Genomic DNA, 23,093 nt, shown 5'->3' on the forward strand with positions numbered 1-23,093 from the left:
TGCGGGAACCGGCGGCCAAGCCTTAGCATCCGGCCGCCCAGCGGAGGACGCGTCGATGGCTTTCACCCTCAACGTCAACGGCAAGACCCTGACGGCCGATGTAGACCCGGACACCCCGCTCCTGTGGGTGCTGCGCGACAGCCTGGGCATCGTCGGCCCCAAGTACGGCTGCGGGGTGGGCGCATGCGGCGCCTGCACCGTCCATGTGGACGGCGAGCCGATGCGCTCGTGCATGATCCCCATCGAGAGCCTGGGGGCGGCCAAGGTCACCACCATCGAGGGGATCGGCGACACCCCCGTCGGCAAGAAGGTGCAGGAGGCCTGGACCCAGCTGGACGTGGCCCAGTGCGGCTACTGCCAAGCCGGCCAGATCATGTCGGCGGCGGCCCTGCTGGCCAAGAACCCCAAGCCCACCGATGCGGACATCGACGCGGCCATGGCGGGGAACATCTGCCGCTGCGCCACCTATCTCCGCATCCGCGCCGCCATCAAGCAGGCCTCGGGCCAGCCCAGCGGCTACAAGATGGAGGTCTGAGGTCATGACCGTGGAACTGACCGGCGCCTCCCGGCGCGACATCCTCAAGACCGCCACCGCCAGCGGCCTCGTCCTGTCGTTCTCCATCGCCGGCAAGGGCCAGGCGCAGGGCGGCGCGGGGCTGACCCAGCCGATCAACGCCTATGTGCGGGTGGCCCCGGACGGGATCGTCACCATCGTCAGCAAGAACCCCGACGTGGGCCAGGGCGTGAAGACCATGCTGCCCATGCTCATCGCCGAGGAGCTGGACGTTCCCTGGGAGAAGGTCCGCATCGAGCAGGCCGACAACGATCCGCAGGTGTACGGCCGCCAGTTCGCCGGCGGCTCCATGGCCACGCCCCTGCACTGGGACGACCTGCGCCGGGTGGGCGCGGTGGCCCGCTCCATGCTCGTGCAGGCCGCCGCCACGGCCTGGAACTGCCCGGCGGGCGAATGCACCACAAGGGACGGCGAGGTGATCCACGCCAGCACCGGGCGCAAGGCGAGCTACGGCTCCCTGGCGGCCCAGTGCGCCAATGTGCCGGTGCCGGACCCCAAGAGCCTGCCGCTCAAGGACCCCAAGGACTACCGGATCATCGGCCGTCCGATCCCGCAGTACGACACCGCCAAGATCGTCACCGGCCAGCCCCTGTTCGGCATCGACGTGCGCCGGCCGGGGATGCTGTACGCCACCTTCGAGAAGGCCCCGGTGTTCGCCGCCGGGGTGGAAAGCGCCGACCTCGCCGCCGCCCAGGCGGTGAAGGGCGTGCGCAAGGCCTTCATCGTGAAGGGGGACTCCAACGCCCTGCAGCCCGCCCCCGGCCAGATCGGCGCGGGCCTGCTGCCGGGCGTGGCGGTGGTGGCCGACACCTGGTGGGCCGCCCGCAAGGGCCGCGAGCGGCTGAACGTGAAGTGGGCCGCCCACCCGACCGCCGAGCAGTCCAGCGAGGGCTACGCCGCCAAGGCCAGGGAGCTGGCGGCGGGCCAGCCGCAGCGGACGGTGCGCAACGACGGCGACGTAGACGCGGCGCTGAAGGGCGCGGCCAAGACCTTGGAGGCGGCCTACGCCTATCCATTCCTCGCCCACGCGCCGCTGGAGCCGCAGAACTGCACGGCCGAGTGGAAGGACGGCAAGCTGGAGATCTGGGCGCCGACCCAGAACCCCGAGCCCGGCCGCCAGCTCTGCGCCAAGACCCTGGGCATCAAGCCTGAGGACATCACCGTCCACATGATCCGCGGCGGCGGCGGCTTCGGCCGGCGGCTGGCCAACGACTACATGGTGGAGGCCGCCTGGATCGCCCGGGAGACCGGGGCGCCGGTGAAGCTCCTGTGGACGCGTGAAGACGACATGCGCCACGACATCTACCGGCCGGCGGGCTTCCACTTCCTGCGGGGCGGCGTGGACGCGGCGGGCAACCTCGTGGCCTTCCACGACCACTTCGTCTCGTTCGGCGAGGGGACCAACTTCGCCCCGAGCGCGGGCATGGGCCCCAACGAGTTCCCGGCCAGGTTCACCCCCAACTGCCGGCTGGACGTGAGCGTCATGCCGCTCGGCGTGCCCACCGGCCCGCTGCGGGCGCCGGGCTCCAACGCCCTGGCCTTCGTCATGCAGTCGTTCATCGACGAACTGGCCCACGCGGCCCAGGCCGACCCCCTGGCGTTCCAGCTGAAGCTGCTGGGCGACAAGCCGGTGGTGGGCGAGCCGCCGGCGGCCTATGCGGCCGGCCGGATGGCGGGCGTGCTGCGCGCCGTGGGCGAGATGTCGGGCTGGGCCAACCGGGGCAAGCTGCCCAAGGGCGAGGGCATGGGCGTGGCCTGCTACTTCAGCCACATGGGCTATTTCGCCGAGGTGGCCCATGTGGCCGTCTCCCCGGCGGGCGAGGTGAAGGTGAAGAAGGTCTGGGTGGCCGCCGACGTGGGCCGCCAGATCATCAACCCCATGGGGGCCCTGAACCAGGTGGAGGGCTCGGTGCTGGACGGCCTGTCCGAGGCCCTGTTTCAGCAGATCACCATCGCCGGGGGCCAGGCCCAGCAGTCGAACTTCCACGACTATCCGCTGATGCGCATCACCGACGCCCCGCCGGTGGAGGTGAAGTTCCTGAAGACCGACTTCCCGCCCACGGGCCTCGGCGAGCCGGCCCTGCCGCCGGCCATCCCGGCCCTGACCAACGCCATCTTCGCGGCCACCGGCAAGCGCATCCGCAGCCTGCCGATCACGGCGGAGATGCTGAAGGCCTAGGGGTTCTGGCCGCCTCGGGCGGACGGGGCGGCGAATTGGCCTTGGCGGGCGTCGCGGCGGCTGCATGATGTGTCCCCAAACAAGTGTTTGAGGGGACGCTCGTGAGGAAGCTGCTGATCGCCAACCGGGGCGAGATCGCCGTCCGGATCGCCCGCACGGCCGCCGAGATGGGGATCGCCACGGCGGCGGTCTTCTCCGAGGACGACGCGGCCTCGCTGCACGTGAAGCGGGCGGACGCGGCCGTGGCCCTGAAGGGCGCGGGGCCGGCGGCCTATCTGGACATCGAGGGGGTGATCGCGGCGGCGCAGGAGGCGGGCTGCGACGGCGTCCATCCCGGCTACGGCTTCCTGGCCGAGAACCCCGCCTTCGCCCGGGCCTGCGCGGCGGCGGGGCTGACCTTCGTGGGGCCCGATCCCGAGACCCTGGACCTGTTCGGCGACAAGGCCCGCGCCCGGGCCCTGGCGCAGGGCTGCGGCGTCCCCGTCCTGGCTGGAACCGAGGGGCCGGTGACGCTGGACGAGGCCCGGGCCTTCCTCGCCGCCCACGGGCCGGTGATGGTCAAGGCGGTGGCCGGCGGCGGCGGGCGCGGGATGCGCCCGGCCATGACCGCCGACGAGCTGGCCGAGGCCTTCGCCCGCTGCGCCTCCGAGGCCAAGGCCGCCTTCGGCGACGAGCGGCTCTATGTGGAGCGGTTCCTGCCGCACGCCCGACACGTGGAGGTGCAGGTGGCCGGGGACGGGGCGGAGGCGATCCACCTGTGGGACCGGGAATGCTCGCTCCAGCGGCGCCGGCAGAAGGTGGTGGAGATCGCCCCGGCCGACATGCTGCCCTTCGAGCTGCGGCAGCGCCTGTTCGACCATGCGGTGGCCCTGGCGGCGGCGGCCCGCTACCGGGGCCTGGGCACCGTGGAGTTCCTGGTGTGCGGCGACGAGGCGGTGTTCATCGAGGCCAACGCCCGGCTGCAGGTGGAGCATACGGTGACCGAGGAGGTCCTGGGCCTCGACCTTGTGCGCCTGCAGCTGCAGCTCGCCGCCGGCCGCACCCTGGCGGAGGCGGGCCTGACCCAGGGGGCGGTGCCGGCGCCCCGGGGCCATGCGGTGCAGGCCCGGGTGAACCTGGAGACCATGACGCCGGACGGGGAGGCCCGGCCGGCGGGGGGCGTGCTGACCGCCTTCGAGCCGCCGTCGGGGCCGGGGGTGCGGGTCGACGGCTTCGGCTACGCCGGCTACGCCACCAGCGCGCGGTTCGACAGCCTGCTGGCCAAGGTGATCGTGCACGCCGGCGAAGGCGGGCTGGAGCGGGCGGTGGCGAAGGCCTACCGGGCCCTGGCCGAGTTCCGCATCGAGGGCTCGGCCTCCAACCTGGGCTTCCTGCAGAACCTGCTGGCCCTGCCGCAGGTGGCGGCGGGGGACGTCCACACCCGCTTCATCGACGCGCACATGGGCGAGCTGGCCGGGCCGCCCGAGGCCCATCCCAAGCTCTATTTCGACGCCTCGGCGGCGGAGGGCGGCGTGGGCGCGCGCCAGGCCGTGGAGGGGCCGCCCGGGACCAGCCCGCTGCACGCGCCCCTGCAGGGCACGGTGATCGGCATCGAGGCGGCGGTGGGCGCGACGGTGCGTCGGGGCCAGCCGCTGCTGATCCTGGAGGCCATGAAGATGGAGCATGTGGTCGCCGCCGAGACGGGGGGGACCGTCCGCGCCCTGGCCGTGGCGACGGGGGAGACCGTCTTCGAGGGCGACGTGGTGGCCTTCATCGAGCCCGGGGAGGTGGAGGATGCCGCCGCCGAGGCCGAGGCGGACATCGACCTGGACGCCATCCGCCCGGACCTGGCCGAGGTGATCGAGCGCCACCGCCTGACCCTGGACGAGGCGCGGCCCGAGGCCGTCGCCAAGCGCCGCAAGACCGGCCAGCGGACGGCGCGGGAAAACCTGGCCGACCTGTTCGACCCGGGCAGCTTCAGCGAGTACGGGGCCATGGCGGTGGCCGCCCAGCGGCGGCGCCGGAGCCTGGAGGATCTTCGGATCAACACCCCCGCCGACGGCATCGTCACCGGGGTAGGCTCGGTGAACGGCCATCTGTTCGACGCGGAGCGGGCCCGCTGCGTGGGGCTGGCCTACGACTTCACGGTGCTGGCGGGGACGCAAGGCCACTTCAACCACAAGAAGACCGATCGGATCCTGGAATTCGCCGAGCACTGGAAGGCGCCGATCGTCTGGTTCACCGAGGGCGGCGGCGGGCGGCCCGGGGACGTGGATGGGGGCCAGCTCGCGGCCTCGTCCCTGGACACCACCAGCTTCACCACCTTCGCCCGGCTGTCGGGCCTGGCGCCGCGGATCGCCATCAATTCGGGGCGCTGCTTCGCGGGCAACGCCATCTTCTTCGGCTGCGCGGACATCACCATCGCCACCCGCTATTCGAACATCGGCCTGGGCGGGCCGGCGATGATCGAGGGCGGGGGCCTGGGCGTCTTCACCCCGGACGAGATCGGCCCCTCTGACGCGCTCTACGCCAACGGAGCCATCGACCTTCTGGTGGAGGACGAGGCGGCGGCCACGGCGGCGGCCAAGCAGCTCCTCAGCGTTTTCCAGGGGCCGGTGGCCGACTGGCGCTGCGCCGACCAGCGGCGCCTCAGGCACCTGATCCCCGAGAACCGGGTGCGGGCCTATGACGTACGCGAGGTGATCCACACCCTGGCCGACGAGGGCTCGTGGATCGAGCTGCGCGGCGGCTATGGCCGGGGCATGATCACCGGCTTCCTGCGGATCGAGGGGCGGCCCCTGGGGCTGATCGCCAACGACCCGCGGCGCCTGGGCGGAGCCATCGACAGCGAGGGCGCGGAAAAGGCGGGCCGGTTCCTGATGCTGTGCGACGCCTTCGACGTGCCGATCCTGTCCCTGTGCGACACCCCGGGCTTCATGGTGGGGCCGCAGAGCGAGCTGACGGCGGCGGTGCGGCGCGGCTCGCGGATGATGGTGGCGGCCACCAGCGTAAGCGTGCCGATGTTCACCGTTGTGCTGCGCAAGGGCTACGGCCTCGGCGCCCAGGCCATGGCCGGCGGCGACTTCTCGGCCCCGGCGATGATGCTGGCCTGGCCCACCGCCGAGTTCGGGCCCATGGGCCTGGAGGGCGCCGTGCGCCTGGGCTACCGCAAGGAGCTGGCGGCCGAGACCGACCCGGCGGCGCGGCAGGCGCTGTTCGAGAAGCTGGTCGGCAAGATGTACGAGAACGGCAAGGCGCTCTCGGTGGCCTCGGTGGTGGAGATCGACGCCGTCATCGACCCCATGGAGACCCGGGCCTGGCTGGTGCGCGGCCTGAAGGCCTGTCCGGTCCCGCCCAAGCGGCCCGGCAAGAAGCGGATGGTGGATACGTGGTGAGGCGGGCCTGATCGGAAGGCCGGGGGCGCCCCTCAGTGGGGGACGTAGCTGCGCAGCACGTCGTCGATGATGCGTTCGAGCTGGGCGAGGGAGCTGCACTGCTGGGCCACGTGGCAGAAGCGGGCGTAGCGGTCCATGACGCTGTCGCCCTGGCCCCAGTAGCTCTCGGGCTCGGGGTTCAGCCAGATCACCGCCCGGCTGCGGTCGTGGATCTGCTTCATCAGGTCGAGGCGCGGCTCGGCGTGGTTGGAGCGGCCGTCGCCCAGGATGATCACCGTGGTCCGACGGTCGAGGCGGTCGAAGTGGTTCTCGGCGAAGTCGGCCAGGGCCTGGCCGTAGTCGGTGGACTGGAAGCCGATCTCCTGCAGCACCTTGAGGATCGCCCCCTCCACCTCGTTGGCGTCGAGGATGTCGGACACCGGGATCAGGCGGCCCGAGAAGGCGAAGGCGTCCAGGCGCTCCACCACCTCGTTCAGGGAATAGAGGAAGGTGAGCAGGAACTGGGCGAAGGCGGCGACGGACTTGGAGACGTCGCAGATCACCACGATGGCGGGCTTTTCGACCTTCTTGACCTTCCACGCGATCTCGAAGGGCACGCCGCCGTAGGCGTTGGAGCGGCGCAGGGTCTTGCGCACGTCCAGATGACCCTTCTGGGCGGCGCGGCGGCGGCGGGCGTATTTGGTGGCCAGGCGCCGGGCCATCCGCCGCACCAGCTGCTGCATGAGGGCGTAGTCGGCGGGGGCGACCCCGCCGTCGGCGTTGAGCTGCTTCACCGCCAGGCGCTCTTCCCGGAGTTCCTGGGCCGAAGCGGCGGCGTAGAGGTCGTGCTGGCGCTGGACGTAGCTGCGGGCCTGGTCGAACAGGCGGGCGCGGCCGGCCTCCAGGCGATCGGCGAGAGCCTCGCCCTGGCCGTCAGGCAGGCGGCGGGCGCGGGCGATGATCGCCTCGATCTCCTCCAGCCCCATCTCTTCCAGCAGTCGGCGGGTGAGGCGGCTGCGCTGGGTGGTCAGGCGGATGTCGGCGACGCCGGCGGCCTGGGCGGCGGCCTCCATGCTCTGCTGGAGCGCGGCGGAGTCGCCCTCGAGCAGGGCCTGGGCGAGGGGACTTTCCGCCACCTGTTCGGCCTCGGCCTCATTCAGGGGCGCCTGGGGCGGCGGCGCTTCGAGACGGTCCCGGTCGAAGAAGGCCTCGAAGGCGGCGTCGAAGCGCTCCACCTCCTCGGCAGACTTGGCGAGGGTGGCGCAGAGGGCGTCCTTGAACAGGGCCCGGTCGGTGAAGCCGGTGACCGCCACGGCCCGGGTGGCGTCGATAGCCTCGGCCGGGGAGACCCGGACGTCGGCGGCCCTGAGGGCGCGGAAGAACTGCTCCAGGGTGTGCTGCATCACGAGCTTCCCTGGCGGGCGCGCCAGGGCGTGGCGGAAGCGGCCTGCCCCCTCGGCCATCGGCCCTTCAGGCGATAGTCGCCCTCCCGCCGCTGCGCGGGGGAGGCCAGGAGCGGGGCCGTGGCGGCCGTCACCGGCGGATCAGCTCCACGACCTGGGGTTCGATGGCGGCGATGTCCTGCTCGAACTTGAGGATCACGTTGAGGGTGTCGCGGACCACCTCGGGATCGAGGCTGTCGGCGTTGAGGAGGACGAGGGCCCGGGCCCAGTCCACGGTCTCGGAGATCGACGGCGCCTTGCGCAGGTCGAGGGACCGCAGGGTCTGGACGAAAGCCACCAGCTCGCGGGTGAGCTTGGCCTCGATGCCGGGCACCCGGGAGGCGACGATCTTCTCCTCGAGCGCGGCCTCGGGCAGCGGGATGTGCAGGTGGAGGCAGCGGCGCTTCAGGGCGTCGCCCAGGTCGCGGACATTGTTGGAGGTGAGGAACACCAGGGGCGGGACCTTGGCCTTCAGCACCCCGAGCTCAGGGACCGAGACCTGGTAGGCGGACAACACCTCCAAGAGGAAGGCCTCGAAGGCCTCATCCGACTTGTCGATCTCGTCGATGAGCAGCACGCAGCCGTCGTCCTGCTGCAGGGCGCGCATGAGCGGCCGGGGCTCAAGGAAGGGCTCGGAGAAGAACAGGTCGCCCATGCCGTGCAGGCGGTCCATGGCGGCGTCCATGGTGGGGGCGTCGGCCAGGGCCTCGCCCATCCGGTCCTTGAGGATCTGGGTGTAAAGCAGCTGCTTGCCGTACTTCCACTCGTACAGCGCCTTGGACTCGTCGAGGCCCTCGTAGCACTGCATCCGGATCAGGGGCTGGCCCAGCATGGCGGCGGTGGAGAGGGCGAGCTCGGTCTTGCCGACGCCGGCCGAGCCCTCCACCAGGATCGGCTTCTGCAGGTTCACGGCCATGTAGAGGGCCGTGGCGATGCGGCGGGAGGCGATGTAGCCGACCCCCGCAAGACCCTCGATCAGGGCGTCGACGGAGGCGAACGGATCGGCGCCGGAATTGGCGGCCGCGGGCGTGGAAACGGTCAAAGGGGAGGCTTTCGAAATCGCACGGGAAAAAGAACCGCGCGATAGTGCCAAGCGCCCGCCCGGGAGGCAAACGCCCGTTCGAACGGGCGTCGCCTTCCGGGTTTGTCATGGAGGCCCCCGCCGCGTGCGGCGGCGGGCGCGTCAGGGCGCGGGCTTGATGTCGAAGGTCACGCCCTGGGCCAGCGGCAGGGTGCGGCCGTAGTTCAGGGTGTTGGTGGCCCGGCGCATGTAGGCCTTCCAGGAATCCGAGCCGGCCTCGCGGCCGCCGCCGGTGTCCTTCTCGCCGCCGAAGGCCCCGCCGATCTCGGCGCCCGACGGGCCGATGTTGACGTTGGCGATGCCGCAGTCCGAGCCGCGGGCGGAGATGAACAGCTCGGCCTCGCGCATGTCGTTGGTGAAGATCGACGAGGACAGGCCCTGGGGCACGTCGTTCTGGAGGGCGATGGCGGCCTCCAGGTCGCGGTACTTCATGACGTAGAGGATCGGGGCGAAGGTCTCGCGCTTCACCACCTCGGTCTGGGCGTCCATCTCCACCAGGGCCGGGCGGACATAGAAGGCCTCGCCGTCGCCCACGCGCTCGCCGCCATGGACCTTGCCGCCGGCGGCCCGGGCCTCGGCCAGGGCGGTCTGCATGGCGTTGAAGCTGGCCTCGTCGATGAGAGGCCCGACGAGGGTTCCGGCCTCGCGGGGATCGCCCACTGGCACCGAGGCGTAGGCCGCCTTCAGGCTGGCGACAAAGCCGTCATAGAGGCTTTCGTGGACGAACAGGCGGCGCAGGGTGGTGCAGCGCTGGCCGGCGGTGCCCATGGCCGCGAAGGCGACGCCGCGCAGGGCGAGGTCGAGGTCAGCGGTGGCGGCGATGATGGCGGCGTTGTTGCCGCCCAGCTCCAGGAGGGCGCGGGCGAAGCGCCGGGCCAGGCGCGGGCCGACGGCGCGGCCCATGGCGGTGGAGCCGGTGGCCGAGACCAGGGGCACCCTGGGATGGTCGACCAGGGCCTCGCCCACGTCGCGGCCGCCGATGACGACGCTGGAGAGGCCCTCGGGCGCGTCGCCGAACCGGGCCAGGGCGCGCTCGAACAGGGCCTGGACGGCGAGGGCGGTGAGCGGGGTCTTCTCGGACGGCTTCCAGACGCACGGGTCGCCGCAGACCAGGGCCAGGGCCGAGTTCCAGGACCAGACCGCCACGGGGAAGTTGAAGGCCGAGATGACGCCCACCACGCCGAGCGGATGCCACGTCTCCATCATCCGGTGGTCGGGTCGCTCGGTGGCGATGGTGAGGCCGAACAGCTGGCGCGACAGGCCGACGGCGTAGTCGCAGATGTCGATCATCTCCTGCACCTCGCCGAGGGCCTCGGAGACGATCTTGCCGGCCTCCAGGGTGACGACCCGGGCGAGGTCGGCCTTGGCGGCGCGCAGCTCCTCGCCGAAGAGGCGGACCAGCTCGCCGCGGCGGGGGGCGGGCACGGTGCGCCAGGCGAGGAAGGCCTCGTGGGCGCGCTCGACCACGGCGGCCACCTCGGCGGCGGGGGTGTCATGGACCTCGGCGATCACCTCGCCGGTGACGGGCGAGCGGACCGGGCGGGCGCCGCCGGTCCAGAGGCGCTCGGCGACCCCCAGGCGCTTGAGGACCTCGGCGGCCTCGGCGCGGGCGGAGGCGATCTTGGCGGGAGCGTTCATGCAGGGGCTCTTGCGGGACTCTGGAGGACTATTCGGCGGCGGCGCGCAGGGGCGCGATCGTCTCCGGCGCGTAATAGCGGCCGAAGCGGTTGGCGAGGAAGGTCGGCAGGGCGATGTCTTCCTGACGGATGAAGCCCATCTGTGGCAGCTGGCCGTCGGCCAGCATGTCGAGGACCGCGCAGATGGCGCCGGCGGTGGTGATCTGGATGGCGCTCTTCACCTCGCCGTTCACCTCCTGGGCATAGACCTTGTTGACGTAGGTCTCCTGCATCAGCCGGCCGGCCTTCAGGCCCGAGACGGTGACGAAGATGATGACCACGTCCTGCATGGTGGCCGGGACCGCGTTCTCGAGGATGTCCTTCAGGACGTCGCGGCGGTTGCGCAGGTTCAGGTCGTTGAGCAGGGCCTTCATGATCGCCGCGTGGCCCGGGTAGCGGATGGTCTTGTAGTTGAGGTTCCGCACCTTGCCGTCGAGGGTGTGGCAGAGGGTGCCGAGGCCGCCCGAGGTGTTGAAGGCCTCGTAGGTGACGCCGTCGAGGGCGAACTCCTCGCGCTCCTCCAGGGCCGGGGTCTCGCGCAGCTTGCCGTTCACGATGGCCTCGCACGGCTCGCAGTACTCGTTGATGACCCCGTCGGTGGACCAGGTGAGGTTGTAGTTCAGGGCGTTGGACGGATAGCGCGGCAGGGCGCCCACCCGCAGGCGCACGTCATGCAGTTCGTCGAAGTGCTTGGCGAGGTCCCAGGCGGCGATGGTGATGAAGCCGGGGGCGAGGCCGCATTGCGGGATGAAGGCCGAGCCGGCGTCGCGGGCGAGGTCGCGCACCACGCGGCTGGAGGCCACGTCTTCGGTCAGGTCGAGGTAGTGGGCCTCGGCGGCCTTGGCGGCCCGGGCGACGGCGGTGGTCAGGTGGTAGGGAGCGCAGTTGACCACGGCGAAGCAGCCCTCGATGCGCTCGGCCACGGCGGAGGCGTCGTCGATGGCCTGGACGGCGGTGCTCACCCGATGGCGGCCGGCGAGGGCCTTCAGGGCCGCGGCCGACTGGTCGAGGACCAGCACCTCGTAGTCGCCTGAGCCGACCAGCAGGTCGACGACGGTGGATCCGATCTTGCCTGCCCCGATGACGGCGACCTTGCGCATGGCGATGTCTCCCTGTTTTGCAGATCAAGGGTCGGTGGCGAGAGCGCCGTTTTCAACTGGCGGCCCGGCGAATCGCGGCGCTATCCTGGGCGTATCGCCGATATGACTGGACGAACCGACGAATGGACGACCTGGACGAACACCTCCTGGCCCGCCTGCGGGAGAACGCCCGGGCGCCGGTGGCGGAGCTGGCCCGGGCGCTGGGCCTGTCGCGGACCACGGTGCAGAGCCGGCTGGCGCGCCTGGAGCGCAGCGGGGTCATCGCCGGCTATTCGGTCAAGCTGGCGCCCGCCTATGCGGCGGGGCGGGTGCAGGCCTTCATCATGCTGACGGTGGAGCCCAAGCAGGCGGCGGCGGTGACGGCGGCCCTGAAGCGGATGCCGGGGGTCACCCGCCTGCAGTCGGTGAGCGGGCCGTTCGACATGATCGCCACGGCCGAGGCGGCGGGGGTGGCCGAGATGGACGCCATCATCGATGAGATCGGCGCGGTGAAGGGGGTGGAGCGGACCAACACCTCTCTGGTGCTGTCCACCAAGTTCGACCGCTAGGCGAGGTTGCGCGCCAGGCTGTTGTGGACGTGGGTGGCGGCGATGGCCCCCTCCCCCTTGGCGGTGGAAATCTGGTTGAGGCCGCGCACCACGTCGCCGGCGGCATAGAGCCCGGGAACCGAGGTCTCCTGGTGGGCGCCGACCACCAGCCGGCCGCTGTCGTCGAGCCGGGCGCCGGCCTGCACCGCCAGGCGCGTGCGGGGCGTGACGCCGAGGGCGGAATAGATGACGTCGAAGCTACAACGGCGGCCCTTGCCGAAGTCGAAGGCGGTGATGCGGCGCTTCTCGATCTCGACGGCCTGGATGGCGCTGTCCATGACCGCGACCCCGGCCGCCTCAAGCTCGGCGAGCAGGCCGGGCGGCAGGGGCTCGGCGCCCACATGGATGAAGGTGACGTCGTCCGACCAGGTGCGCAGGAAGATCGCCTCGCGGGCGCAGTGGTCGTCGCGGCCGATGACGCCGACGCTCTGGCCCGTCACCTCGTAGCCGTCGCAGATGGGGCAGATGCGGACGAGGCCCTTCTCGACCCCGCGCTCCAGGCCGGGGATGTCGGGGGCGTTGTCCACCACCCCGGTGGCGAGGATCACCGTGCGGGCGCGGACCTCGCCGGCTTCGGCGCCGATGCGGAACCCCTCGGCTGCGGGCTCCAGCTGTTCCACCCGGGCGCGGCGGATGTCGGCGCCGTAGGTCTCGGCTTGGCGGCGCATACGGGAGAGCAGGGTGCGGCCGACCACCCCGTCCGGGAAGCCCGGATGGTTGCGGGTGCGGGGAATCCAGGCGGCCCGGGCCTTTCCCGACTCCAGCACGAGGAAGCGGCGGCGGAAGCGGGCGAGGTAGATGGCGGCGGTCAGGCCCGCCGGCCCCGCGCCGACGACCACGCAGTCGAGGAGAGCATCGTCAGCCATGGCCAGCCAACGCGCGGGCGGGCCTACAGGCTCCACCGCACGGCCCGGCGGCGCTAGGATGGCCCATGGCCGATCCCTTCAACCTGCAAAGGTTCGTGGACGCCCAGGCGGGGGCGTATCCGCGCGCGCTCGCCGAGATCCGGGCGGGCGCCAAGCGGACCCACTGGATGTGGTTCGTGTTCCCGCAGATCGCCGGGCTGGGCTTCAGCCCCATGGCCCAGGCCTACGCGATCTCGGGCCTGGACGAGGCCCGGGCCTACCTCGCCCATCCGGTGCTGGGGCCGCGGCTTCTGGAGTGCGCGGCGGCGGCCCTGGCCGTGCCGGGACGCAGCGCCCGGGAGGTGTTCGGGACGCCCGACGACCTGAAGTTCCGCTCGTCGATGACCCTCTTCGCCCACGCTTCGGACGCGCCCGTGTTCCGGGCGGCGCTGGACCGCTACTTCGACGGGGCCGAGGACCCGCTGACCGTGGCCCGGCTCTAGACCGGCCCGGACGAGATTTTCCGCCGCTCGGTGGAGGCGGCGAGTTCGGCCCAGATGGCCTCGCAGGCGGCCGTGTCGCCGGCGGCCTCGGCCTCGGCGTGGCGCTCGATCAGGCGGGCTCGCAGGCGGCGGTTCTCGGCGGTGAGGGCCGAAAGGCGCAGGTCGGCGTCCTCGCCGCTCTCGCCCAGGAGGGCGCGGACGGCGCGGTTCTCCTCCACCAGGACATGGGCCTGCCGGTCCCAGGTCTCGGCGGCCAGGGCCAGGAGGAGGGCGCTGAGCATCAGGTCGCTGGCCCGCTCGGCGGGCGGGACGGCGGGGTCGGCGTTCTTGGCCGCCAGGCCGGCGAGTTCGGCGAGGACCGCAGGGACTTCCGGGATCATAGGCGCCCCATCAGCTTGAGCATCGCCCGGTCCTGGGCGTTGATCAGCCACCAGGCCGGATAGACCATGATCGGCGAGCGGTTGCCGCCGGAGATGAAGGCCTTGGCGCTGCCCACCCAGATGCCCTGGCCCTTCACGCAGTTGAACAGGGTCCACCAGTGGAGGGCGGCGGGATCGGCCTTCAGGCCGCTGGCCCGCTCCCAGGCGGCGATGGCCTGCTCGGGCGGAACGAGGCCGCCGGCCATGCCCTCGCGGCCGAAGCACCAGACCGGCTGCAGGCTCCAGCCCAGGTCCTCCAGCGGATCGCCCAGGTGGGCCATCTCCCAGTCCAGGACGCCGTGGATGTCGCCGGCCTCGTCGAACAGGAAGTTGCCGGTGCGGTAGTCGCCGTGGACCACGGCGAGCTTCTGGGCCGGGGGCGGCGGATTGGCCCGCAGCCAGCGGATGGCGGCCCGGGTGACGGGCATGGGCTCGACCGCGTCGCGGTCGATCAGCGCCTCCCAGTGATCGAGTTCGCGGCGCCAGCAGGCGTCGAGGGGCGGGGGCGGCATGACCTCGGTGAGGCCCAGGGCCACGGGATCGGCCTTGGCGATCTCTCCGAGGATGGTCCACTTGCGCTCGGCCACCCTGGGCAGCACGGCGTCATAGAGGCCCGACAGCAGCACCTGGGGCGAGGCCTGGTGGCCGGTCAGCTCCTCGGCGATGAAGAAGGGGTGGTCGAGGGCGTCGTCCTCCTCCTCCAGCCACAGCATCTCGGGCACCGGGACGGCCGAGCCGTGGAAGGCGCGGTAGGCGGCGAACTCCACCCGGCGCTCGGTCTCGATGAGGCTGGCCGGGGGGTCGCGGCGGAGGATCAGGGGGCGCTCGCCGCCGTCCCAGGCGAGGCGGAAGCGGTAGGTTTCACGGCTGGCCCCGCCGGAGATGCGCTCAAGGCCGGAGACGGAGATCCCGCGGGCCTCCGGCATCTTGCGCGCGATGTAGGCGGCGAGGCGCTCTTCCAGGGAATGCGTCACGCTGACTGAACTCAGACCATCTCGAACCGGATCGGCAGGCGCTTGGGCCCGTTGACGAAGACCGCCTCGCTCAGGGCCGGCTCGCCCGCGAGCTCCAGCCGCTTCAGGCGCGGGATCAGCTCTTCCCAGAGGATCCGCATCTCCATCTTGGCGAGGTGCTGGCCGAGGCACAGGTGGGCGCCGTAGCCGAAAGCCAGGTGCCGGTTGGGCTTGCGGTCGACCCGGAAGGCGTAGGGATCCTCGAACACCTCCTCGTCGCGGTTGCCGGAGGCGTAGCAGAGCATCAGCCAGTCATCCTTCCTGAGCTGGCGGCCGGCGAATTCCACGTCCTCGGTGACCGTGCGCATGAAGGTCTTCACCGGGGTGGTCCAGCGGATGGACTCGTCCACCAGCCCCGGGATCAGCGATGGGTCGGCGTGCAGCTTGGCGAGCTCGCCCGGGTTCTCGGCCAGGGCCCACAGCGCCCCGCCCGTGGACGAGGAGGTGGTGTCGTGCCCGGCGGTGGCGACGATGATGTAGTAGCTCATCGCCTCAAAGTCCGAGATCGGCTGGCCGTCGATGACGCTGTTGGCGATGACGGTGGCCAGGTCGTCGGTGGGCTCGGCCCGCTTCCGCTCGCTGAGGGCGCGGAAGTATTCGAAGAAGTCGGTGATGACGCTGATGTCGAGCTCGCCCTCGAGGCGGGCGGGGGCGCCGCCGGTGCGGCTGAGCTCGGGGTCGGCGGCGCCGAACAGCTCCTGGGTGAGCTTCAGCATCCGCGGCTCGTCCTCCTCGGGCACGCCGAGGATGCTCATGACCACGTGCAGCGGATAGTGCAGGGCGATCTCGCGGACGAAGTCGCATTCGCCGCCCTTGGCCTTCATGCGCTCGACGGCGGCCCGGGCGATCACCCGGATGCGGTCCTCCATGTTCCGCAGGTTGGCCGGCATGAACCAGGCCTGGGTGAGGCTGCGGTACTTGAGGTGGTCGGGCGCATCCATGTGGATCAGGGTGCGCAGCAGGTGCGGGCTGCCGCCCATCATCGCCCGGACCTTCTCGTCCAGGGCCTTGGGCGTCAGGACCGGATTGCGGTCGCCGTTGTGGAAGAGGTCGTTCTGGCGGCTGATCTCCAGGATGTCGGCGTGCTTGGTGGCCACCCAGAAGGGATCGAAGCCGTCGATCACCGCCTGGCCGAAGGGCTCGTTCTGGCGCAGCCAGCGGTAGGTCTCGTGGATCCGGCCGTCGGCATAGGCCGTGGGGTCCACCAGCGGGGCCGCATGCTGGTCCGGAATGCGGTGGTCCTGCCTGGTCATCACGCTCATCGCGATCTTCCGTCTCCGGCTGACGCGAGGTCAGCGCAGACGACGCCTCCCGTTTCTTTCTATGTTTGCCCGACAGTTGATACCCGCGGGGGCGGCCCGGCAAGACTGACGGCGCGTCAACCGCGGGACGCGGGAGGAATGGCATGCTGACGCGCGGCGACGACTATCCGATCCACCAGACCCCTGAGCCCATCGCCTATGCGGGCTCGGACCGGAATTTCTACGACCGGTACTTCTTCAACGCCTATTCGCCCGACGGGCGGCGCTTCGTGGCCGTGGCCTTCGGGGTCTATCCGGCGCTGAACGTGGCCGACGCCCACATCTCGATCCTGTCGGACGGGGCGCAGCGCTGCCTGCACGCCTCGCGCATCCTGAACCTGGAGCGCATGGACCTGACGGTGGGGCCGATCCGCATCGAGGTGATCGAGCCCCTGCAGCGGCTGAAGGTGGTCGTCGACGGGGCCGAGGGGATCGCCGCCGAACTCACCTTCGAGGGCCGGGCCTTCCCCATCGAGGAGCCGCGCTTCGTCAAGCGCAACGGCCCACGGCTGTTCATGGACTACACGCGCCTGACCCAGAACTGCTTCGTCTCGGGCTGGGTGGAGGCCGACGGAGAGCGCTGGGACGCCTCGGGCTGGCTCGGCACCCGCGACCGCTCCTGGGGCATCCGGCCGGTGGGGGCGCCCGACCCGCAGCCGACCCCGGGCGGCCAGGTGGCCGGCTTCTTCTGGCAGTGGACGCCCCTGAACTTCGAGGATCGGTCGGTCTTCTTCCACGTCAACGCTGACCCGGACGGCAAGCCCTGGAACACCCGGGCGGTGATCCTGCCGGACGGAGCCGGGCCGGAAGGCGGCGCGCATGTGGAGGCGCCGGCCATGGACGTGACCCTGCGCCAGGGCCTGCGGCACGCCGAGCGGGGGACCCTGACCCTGCCGCTGGAGGGCGGCGAGGCGACCCTGACCCTGGAGCCGATCTCCACCTTCCTGATGCGCGGCATCGGCTATGGCGGGGAGTGGCGCCACGGGGGGCTGCACGGCGAGCTACGCGTGGCCCGGGAGGACATCGACGTGACCCGGGCCGACATGGCCGCGCCCGAGAACCTGCACATCCAGGCGATCTCCACCGCCGTGCTGCGGGCGCCCGGCGAGCCCGAGCGGCGGGGCGTGGGCGTGTTCGAGCAGCTGATCCTCGGGCCCTACCGGCCCTATGGCCTGGGTTAGCCCAGCACCTTGATCATCCGCACCGCGGCCGGGAGCATCAGCGCCACCAGCAGGGCGGGGAAGATGAAGAGGATCAGGGGAACGGTCAGCTTGGCCGAGAGCCCCAGGGCCTTCTCCTCGGCCCGCAGCATCCGCTTCTGGCGCATGTCCTGGGAGAAGACGTTGAGCGTCTCGCCGAGGCTGGTGCCCATCTCCTCGGCCTGACGGAGCATGGTGGCCAGGGCCCGGGCGTCCTCGATGCCGAGGCGGTCGGCGAAGGCGGCCCAGGCGTCCTTGCGCGCCCGCCCGGCCCGCAGCTCCAGCACCAGGAAGCGCAGGTGGACGGTGAGGTTCGGGTAGCGCCGCTCGAGCTCCTCGGTGACCCGGCTGACCGCGGCGTCCAGGGACAGGCCCGCCTCCACCGAGGCGACCAGCAGGTCGAGGAGGTCGGGGAAGCCGTCGGCGTATTCCCGCTCGCGCTCGGTCCGGCGGCTCTTGAGAACCTGGTCGGGGCCGTAGAGGGCGAGCAGCGACAGGCCCGCCGCCAGGCCCAGGGCCAGGACATTGCCGTTCTGGGCGCCGATCATCATCGGCAGGGTGGCCAGCACGCCGGCCGTGGCGGCGGCGATGAGGGCGGCTTTGATCCCCAGGAAGATCACCGGCGCCTCGCGGCTGTAGAAGCCGGCCTGCATCAGCCGCGAGCGCAACATCGAGACCTTGGCCGGATCGCGCACGGCGCTCTGCTGGCCCAGGCGGCGGACGGTGGAGAGCACCTGTTCGGGCAGGAGGCCCGCGGGCCTGGCCTGGGACGGCCCCGGCGCGCCGCCGGCGGTCGCCCCCGCCAGGCGGCTGCGGCGCAGGGCCCGGACGCGCAGCTCGGCGACGCCGAAGACCACGAGGCCCGCCGCCGCCCCGCCGAGGAGCAGGAGGCCGAGGCCATAGATGAGGGCGTCGAGGGTCATGGCGCGCTAGAGCCGCATGTCGATCATGCGGCGCATGACCAGGTTGCCGAGGCCGATCCAGGCGACGAGGCCGATCATGGTGTACTTGACCGCGGGCTCGTGGATGACGTCGCCGTAGAACTTGGGCGAGATCAGCATGATCAGGCCCACGGCGATGAACGGGGCGGCGGTGAGGATGGCGGCGGAGGCGCGGCCCTCGGCCGAGGCGGCCTTGATCTTCAGCCGCATCTTGTGCCGCTCGCGGATGGTGGAGGCGTTGAGCTTCAGCAGGCCCGTGAGGTTGCCGCCGGTGCGCTCCTGCAGCCGGACGGTGGCGGCGAACAGATCGACGTCGGGGTGCTGGCAGCGCTCGGCCATCCGCTCCACGGCCTGCTCCAGGGTGGCGCCATAGGCGATCTCGTCGGCGGCCATGCCGAACTCCGTGCCGACGGGGTCCGGCATCTCGCGGCCCACGAGGCCGATGGCGGTGGGCACCGGGTGGCCCGCCTCCAGGCTGCGGACGATGATCTCCAGGGCCTGGGGCAGCTGGAAGCCGAGGGCGGCGGCCCGGCGGCGGGCCATGACCTTGAGGATCAGGACCGGCAGGCCGACGCCGGCGGCCAGGGCGCCCACGGGGGCGAGCCAGAGGTTGCGGGAGACGACGGCGAGGCTCGCCCCGCCGAGCAGGGCGGCGAGGCCGGCGTAGGTCAGCCAGCGGCGCTGGTCATAGGCCAGGCCCGAGGCGACGATCAGGTCGGACAGCTTGCGCAGCACGCCGCCGTGGCGATGGCCGGCGGCGGTGAGGCCGCGCTGCTTGCGAAGCTCCACCACCAGGGCCTGGATGCCGCCGTCCACCTTCTCGGCGACCTTGAGGCGGCGGTTCACCACACGCTTCTGGGCGGCGCTGGTGAAGAGGCCGATCAGCCCCTGGGCGGCGGCGAACACCGCGGCGAAGACCAGCACCAGGAAGACCACATTGGCGTCGATCGGCATGGGGCAGGTGAGGGGCTTGGAGGGATCGAAATTGGCCACGTCGTAGGGGATGCCCCGGCGCAGCATCTCGTCGAGGCAGCGGGGCCGCAGGCCGCTGGCGCGGAATTCGCCGTGGACCGCGCCGTCGGCGGCGGTGTGGGTGCGCACGAAGGTGAAGATGTCCTGCATCTGAACGACATTGCCCTCCATGCCGACGATCTCGGTGACATAGGTCACCTTCCGCTTGCCGTCGGGCAGGCGCATCACCTGGACGATGAGCCCGACGGCCGAGGCGATCTGGCCGCGCATGGCCTCGGGGCTGATGTTCAGCCCGCCCATGGCCACCATCTGCTCCAGGCGGCTGATGGCCTCGCGGGGGTTGTTGGCGTGGATGGTGGCCATGGAGCCCTCGTGGCCCGTGTTCATGGCCTGGAGCATGTCGAAGGCCTCTTCCGAGCGGACCTCGCCCAGGATCACCCGGTCGGGTCGCATCCGCAGGGCGTTCTTCACCAGCTCGCGCTGGCGGATCTCGCCCTTGCCCTCGATGTTCGGCGGGCGGGTCTCCATGCGCACCACGTGCGGCTGCTGCAGCTGCAGCTCGGCGGCGTCCTCGATGGTGATCAGCCGCTCGCCGTGGCTGATGGCTGCCGAAAGGGCGTTGAGCAGGGTGGTCTTGCCGGAGCCGGTGCCGCCCGAGATCACCGTCGAGACCCGGGCCCGCACGGCCCCGTAGAGGAAGTCGGCCACCGCCTGGGGCATGGCGCCGAACTCCACCAGCTTCTCCAGGGTGAGCGGCTTCTTGGAGAACTTGCGGATCGAGACCGAGGCGCCGTCGATGGCGATGGGCGGGATGGCGGCGTTGACGCGGCTGCCGTCAGGCAGGCGGGCGTCCACCATCGGCTGGCTTTCGTCGATGCGCCGGCCCACCCCGGCGACGATGCGCTGGACGATCCGCAGCAGGTGGTCGTTGTCGCGGAAGTGGACGGGGGTGAGCTCCAGCTCGCCCCGGCGCTCCACATAGACCTGGTAGGGGCCGTTGATGAGGATGTCGTTGATCGACTCGTCCTTCAGCAGCGGCTCGATGGGGCCGAGGCCCACCATCTCGTCGTAGATCGAGGCACCCAGCTCCTCGAGTTCGGCGGTGTTGAGGGCCATGCGCTCGGCCCTGGCGAACTCCACCACCTGGCCCATCACCTGGCGGCGCAGCTCGGCCTCGTCCAGCTTGTCGAGCTTGGAGAGGTCCAGCTCGTCGATCAGCCGGGCGTGGAGACGCAGGCGAAGGTCGAGGCGTCTGGCCTCGGCGGCGGGCGGCGCAGGCCGGGCGGGAACCTCCGCGGGGGGCGCAGGGGGGCCGGCCGCGGGAGCCGCAGGCGCGGCGGCGGGCGCGGGGTCGGGCGCCGGCTCGGGCGTCGGCTCGGGCGTCGGGGCGGCGGCGCGGGCGAGGCGGAAGCGGCTCATCAGGCGGCCCTGGCGTTGCGCGACGGCGCCCCGGCGAGACGGTCGACCAGGAGCCGTACGTCCTTGACGATCCTGGACTTGGGGCGGTGCTGGGCGATGGGGCCGCCGAGGTTGGCGGAGGCGGCGGCGGCCTCCCAGTCGGAGGCGACCCCGGCGTCGGCCTTGCGCTGGAGGGCCCGCTCGGCCTCGGCCATGGAGGGAGCGGGGCCGAACATGCGGTTGGCCAGCCTGTTCAGCATGATGCGCGGCTTCAGGCTCGCGCCCAGGGCGTGCTCGATCTCGTCGGAATAGGCGCGGGCGGCCAGGAGGGCCGGAACGGTGAGCTCGGAGATGACCAGCACCTCGTCGCAGCCGGCCAGGGCCTCCAGGGTCCAGGGGCGGCGGTGGCGCGGCACGTCCAGGATCACCCAGTCGTAGCACTCGCAGGCCACCTCCAGCATCCGCAGGACGGCCTCGCGGGAGACGGCGTCGAAGGCCCCCGGGTCGCGCACCTCGGCAAGGAGGTCGAGCTGCCTGGAGACGGGGGTGATGAAGGCCTGGAGCATGGCCGCGTCGAGGCGTTCGGCGGCCTGGCCGAAGTCGGCGAGGCGCATGGCGGCCTGGGCGCCCAGATAGGCGGCGGCGGCGCCGTCGGCGAGGTTGAGGTCCACCAAGCAGACGCTGCGCTCCCTCCGGGCCCGGGCGGCAAGGGCGGTGGCGATCTCGATGGCCAGGGTGGTGGCCCCGGCGCCGCCGACGGCGCCGGTGACGGCCCAGCAGCGGCTTTCGCCCGAGGCCGACGGCGTGGCGGGCGAGGGCGCGGCGGCGGTCAGGAGGCCCTGGACCGCGGCGGCGAGCTGCTCGCCCGTGAAGGGCGCCTCCAGGACATCGGAATGGGGCAGGCGCAGGAGGTTGCGGACGAGGCCCGCGGGCAGGCTCTCGCCCAGCAGCAGGACCGGCGGGCAGGCCGTGAGCCCCGAGAGCGTCTTTACCGCCGCCGCGAGGTCGGGGGCGGCCCAGGCGTCGGCGTCGATCAGCACCAGGTCGCGGGGGGCGAGGGCGAGCTCGCCGAGCTGGGCGACGCCCCCCAGTTCGAGGTCGGCGCTGGCGAGGGCGCCCCGGGCGTGGGGGGCGAGGGACTGGCCGAGGGCGAGGATGCGCCGGCCGTGGAGCTTGGCGCGGCCCATCACGGCGTCCCCTCGTGGCTGATGGCCTTGTCCAGGGCCTTGCCCCGGAAGAACAGAGCGGCGTCCGCGGGCTCGCGGCCGGGCGGGACGTGGGTGGCGGCGGCGAGGGCGTGGTCGGCCGGGCTGGCGAACCGCGGGGTCACGATCACCACCAGTTCGGTTTCGGCGCGCTTCCAGCGGGCGGAGCGGAAGAGGGCGCCCAGGACCGGTACGTCGGCCGCGCCCGGCACCTGGCGCAGGGCGTTGGTGTATTCGCGCTGGAAGAGGCCGCCGATGGCCAGGGACTGGCCTTCCTTCAGCTCCACCACGGTCTGGGTGCGGCGGACGATGAGGCCGGGGACGGTGAAGCCCTGGACCCGCAGGGAGTTGGTGAAGTCGAGCTGGCTGACCTCGGGCTCCACCTCCAGCCGGATGAGGCCGTTGTCCTGGACGATGGGCTTGAAGGTGAGTTCGACGCCGTACTTGCGGAACTCAAGGCTGATGAGGTCGTCCCTCTGGGGCACCGGATAGGGATATTCGCCCCCGGCGTGGAAGGTGGCGGTCTGGCCGGGGATGGCCACCAGGTTTGGGCGGGCCAGGGTGCGGATGACGCCCTTCTCCTCCAGGGCGTTCAGGGTGGCCTCGAACTCGACGTTGCCGATGCTCCCGCCCACCGTGGCGACGCCGGCGGGCGGGCTGGCGCCGATCAGGCCGTTGCCGACGCCGACCGCCCAGGAGCCGGTCCCCACCAGGGCCTGGACGCCGATGTCCCGCAGGACCGAGCGGGTGGCCTCCAGCACCCGCACCTCCAGGATCACCTGCTGGGAGGCGCGCACCGAGACCCGGGAGATCAGGCCGTCGGGGGCGTAGCGCTGGGCGATGGCCTCGGCCTTGTACTGGACGCCGGTGTCCGAGACCTCACCGGTGAGCATGAGGGCCTCGCCCAGGTTGCGCACCTTGAGCGGCTCGTCGGGGAAGGCGGCGGCGAGGTCCTGCTGCAGGCCCTCGGCGTCGTAGCCGATGCGGATGTCCAGCACCTCCAGGAGCCGCCCGCCGGGGCCGTAGACCAGCATGTTGGTGGAGCCGAACTCCAGGCCCTGGACGTAGAAGCTGCGGTCCGAGGTGGCGGTGACCTTGGCGATCTCAGGCTGGGCGACGACGATCCGGGCGGCCGGCTGGTCGAGGCGGAACGACAGGGACTTGTCGCGCGGCACATGGATCGAGCGCCGGGGAGCGGACTCGCTGCGCAGCTCCTGGGCCGGGGCGGGCGAGGGGCTGGCGGCGGCGGCCAGGGCGAAGGCGCAGGCGACGGCGCCGAGCAGGGTGCGGGTCATCAGCATCGGC

Annotated in this window: 18 protein-coding genes; 6 read left to right on the plus strand and 12 right to left on the minus strand. The window is 71.8% G+C overall.

Going from position 1 to position 23,093, the window contains the following annotated elements; genetic code table 11:
* The first annotated feature begins 55 nt into the window (after positions 1 to 55).
* From BO64_RS11750 to BO64_RS11760, 3 genes are all read left to right on the plus strand, one after another.
* Positions 56 to 535: a (2Fe-2S)-binding protein gene (locus BO64_RS11750; protein ID WP_496403494.1), complete on the plus strand. Its 480-nt coding sequence runs from the start codon at positions 56 to 58 to the stop codon at positions 533 to 535.
* 4 nt (positions 536 to 539) lie between these two features.
* Positions 540 to 2,753 carry a xanthine dehydrogenase family protein molybdopterin-binding subunit gene (locus BO64_RS11755; RefSeq protein WP_496403495.1) on the plus strand — a complete coding sequence of 738 codons (2,214 nt, stop codon included), beginning with the start codon at positions 540 to 542 and terminating at the stop codon, positions 2,751 to 2,753.
* 101 nt (positions 2,754 to 2,854) lie between these two features.
* Positions 2,855 to 6,127 carry a carboxyl transferase domain-containing protein gene (locus tag BO64_RS11760; protein WP_496403496.1) on the plus strand — a complete coding sequence of 1,091 codons (3,273 nt, stop codon included), beginning with the start codon at positions 2,855 to 2,857 and terminating at the stop codon, positions 6,125 to 6,127.
* Between the two features lie 32 nt (positions 6,128 to 6,159).
* Here the strand turns inward: BO64_RS11760 and BO64_RS11765 are convergent, their stop codons facing one another.
* The 4 genes from BO64_RS11765 to BO64_RS11780 form a co-directional block, all read right to left on the minus strand.
* The gene (locus BO64_RS11765) at positions 6,160 to 7,569 is read right to left on the minus strand and encodes a vWA domain-containing protein (protein WP_496403497.1); all 1,410 of its coding nucleotides are present in this window, start codon (positions 7,567 to 7,569) and stop codon (positions 6,160 to 6,162) included.
* A gap of 70 nt (positions 7,570 to 7,639) precedes the next feature.
* Positions 7,640 to 8,590, minus strand: a complete 951-nt coding sequence (locus BO64_RS11770; protein ID WP_496403498.1) for an AAA family ATPase — start codon at positions 8,588 to 8,590, stop codon at positions 7,640 to 7,642.
* Between the two features lie 141 nt (positions 8,591 to 8,731).
* Positions 8,732 to 10,267, minus strand: coding sequence for an L-piperidine-6-carboxylate dehydrogenase (gene amaB / locus BO64_RS11775; protein ID WP_496403499.1), 1,536 nt, complete (start codon positions 10,265 to 10,267; stop codon positions 8,732 to 8,734).
* A 28-nt stretch (positions 10,268 to 10,295) separates the two neighbouring features.
* On the minus strand, positions 10,296 to 11,411 hold the full coding sequence (locus BO64_RS11780) for a saccharopine dehydrogenase family protein (RefSeq protein WP_496403676.1): 1,116 nt from the start codon (positions 11,409 to 11,411) through the stop codon (positions 10,296 to 10,298).
* A gap of 116 nt (positions 11,412 to 11,527) precedes the next feature.
* Between BO64_RS11780 and BO64_RS11785 the strand changes: the two genes are divergently transcribed.
* The gene (locus BO64_RS11785) at positions 11,528 to 11,953 is read left to right on the plus strand and encodes an Lrp/AsnC family transcriptional regulator (protein WP_496403500.1); all 426 of its coding nucleotides are present in this window, start codon (positions 11,528 to 11,530) and stop codon (positions 11,951 to 11,953) included.
* On the opposite strand, the gene BO64_RS11790 is transcribed toward BO64_RS11785, so the two are convergent.
* A complete protein-coding gene (locus BO64_RS11790) occupies positions 11,950 to 12,858 on the minus strand; it encodes an NAD(P)/FAD-dependent oxidoreductase (protein WP_496403501.1) in 909 nt (302 codons plus the stop codon). The two genes, BO64_RS11785 and BO64_RS11790, sit on opposite strands and share 4 nt — an antisense overlap.
* Positions 12,859 to 12,923: 65 nt before the next feature.
* Here BO64_RS11790 and BO64_RS11795 point away from each other — a divergent pair, with 65 nt between their 5' ends.
* Complete coding sequence (locus BO64_RS11795) at positions 12,924 to 13,340, plus strand: DUF1810 domain-containing protein (RefSeq protein WP_496403502.1); 417 nt, start codon at positions 12,924 to 12,926, stop codon at positions 13,338 to 13,340.
* Here BO64_RS11795 and BO64_RS11800 read toward each other — a convergent pair.
* Genes BO64_RS11800 through BO64_RS11810 form a run of 3 tightly spaced genes read right to left on the minus strand, consistent with a single transcriptional unit; the run spans position 13,337 to position 16,034 of the window.
* Complete coding sequence (locus BO64_RS11800; protein ID WP_496403503.1) at positions 13,337 to 13,720, minus strand: hypothetical protein; 384 nt, start codon at positions 13,718 to 13,720, stop codon at positions 13,337 to 13,339. The genes BO64_RS11795 and BO64_RS11800 overlap by 4 nt on opposite strands.
* On the minus strand, positions 13,717 to 14,733 hold the full coding sequence (locus tag BO64_RS11805; RefSeq protein WP_496403504.1) for a phosphotransferase family protein: 1,017 nt from the start codon (positions 14,731 to 14,733) through the stop codon (positions 13,717 to 13,719). Before BO64_RS11805 ends, BO64_RS11800 begins: the two co-directional genes overlap by 4 nt.
* Positions 14,734 to 14,744: 11 nt before the next feature.
* Positions 14,745 to 16,034 carry a cytochrome P450 gene (locus tag BO64_RS11810; RefSeq protein ID WP_496403505.1) on the minus strand — a complete coding sequence of 430 codons (1,290 nt, stop codon included), beginning with the start codon at positions 16,032 to 16,034 and terminating at the stop codon, positions 14,745 to 14,747.
* Positions 16,035 to 16,177: 143 nt separating this feature from the next.
* Between BO64_RS11810 and BO64_RS11815 the strand changes: the two genes are divergently transcribed.
* Positions 16,178 to 17,254: an Rv3169 family protein gene (locus tag BO64_RS11815; RefSeq protein ID WP_496403506.1), complete on the plus strand. Its 1,077-nt coding sequence runs from the start codon at positions 16,178 to 16,180 to the stop codon at positions 17,252 to 17,254.
* Here the strand turns inward: BO64_RS11815 and BO64_RS11820 are convergent.
* From BO64_RS11820 to BO64_RS11835, 4 genes are read right to left on the minus strand one after another with little or no spacing between them, the layout of a single operon-like run.
* Positions 17,251 to 18,195: a type II secretion system F family protein gene (locus tag BO64_RS11820; protein ID WP_496403507.1), complete on the minus strand. Its 945-nt coding sequence runs from the start codon at positions 18,193 to 18,195 to the stop codon at positions 17,251 to 17,253. The two genes, BO64_RS11815 and BO64_RS11820, sit on opposite strands and share 4 nt — an antisense overlap.
* A 6-nt stretch (positions 18,196 to 18,201) precedes the next feature.
* A complete protein-coding gene (locus BO64_RS11825; RefSeq protein WP_496403508.1) occupies positions 18,202 to 20,604 on the minus strand; it encodes a TadA family conjugal transfer-associated ATPase in 2,403 nt (800 codons plus the stop codon).
* Positions 20,604 to 21,770, minus strand: a complete 1,167-nt coding sequence (locus BO64_RS11830; protein WP_496403509.1) for a CpaE/TadZ family protein — start codon at positions 21,768 to 21,770, stop codon at positions 20,604 to 20,606. Before BO64_RS11830 ends, BO64_RS11825 begins: the two co-directional genes overlap by 1 nt.
* Positions 21,770 to 23,089 carry a type II and III secretion system protein family protein gene (locus BO64_RS11835; protein WP_496403510.1) on the minus strand — a complete coding sequence of 440 codons (1,320 nt, stop codon included), beginning with the start codon at positions 23,087 to 23,089 and terminating at the stop codon, positions 21,770 to 21,772. Before BO64_RS11835 ends, BO64_RS11830 begins: the two co-directional genes overlap by 1 nt.
* Positions 23,090 to 23,093: the final 4 nt, after the last annotated feature.

The organism is Phenylobacterium composti DSM 19425 (assembly GCF_059568645.1).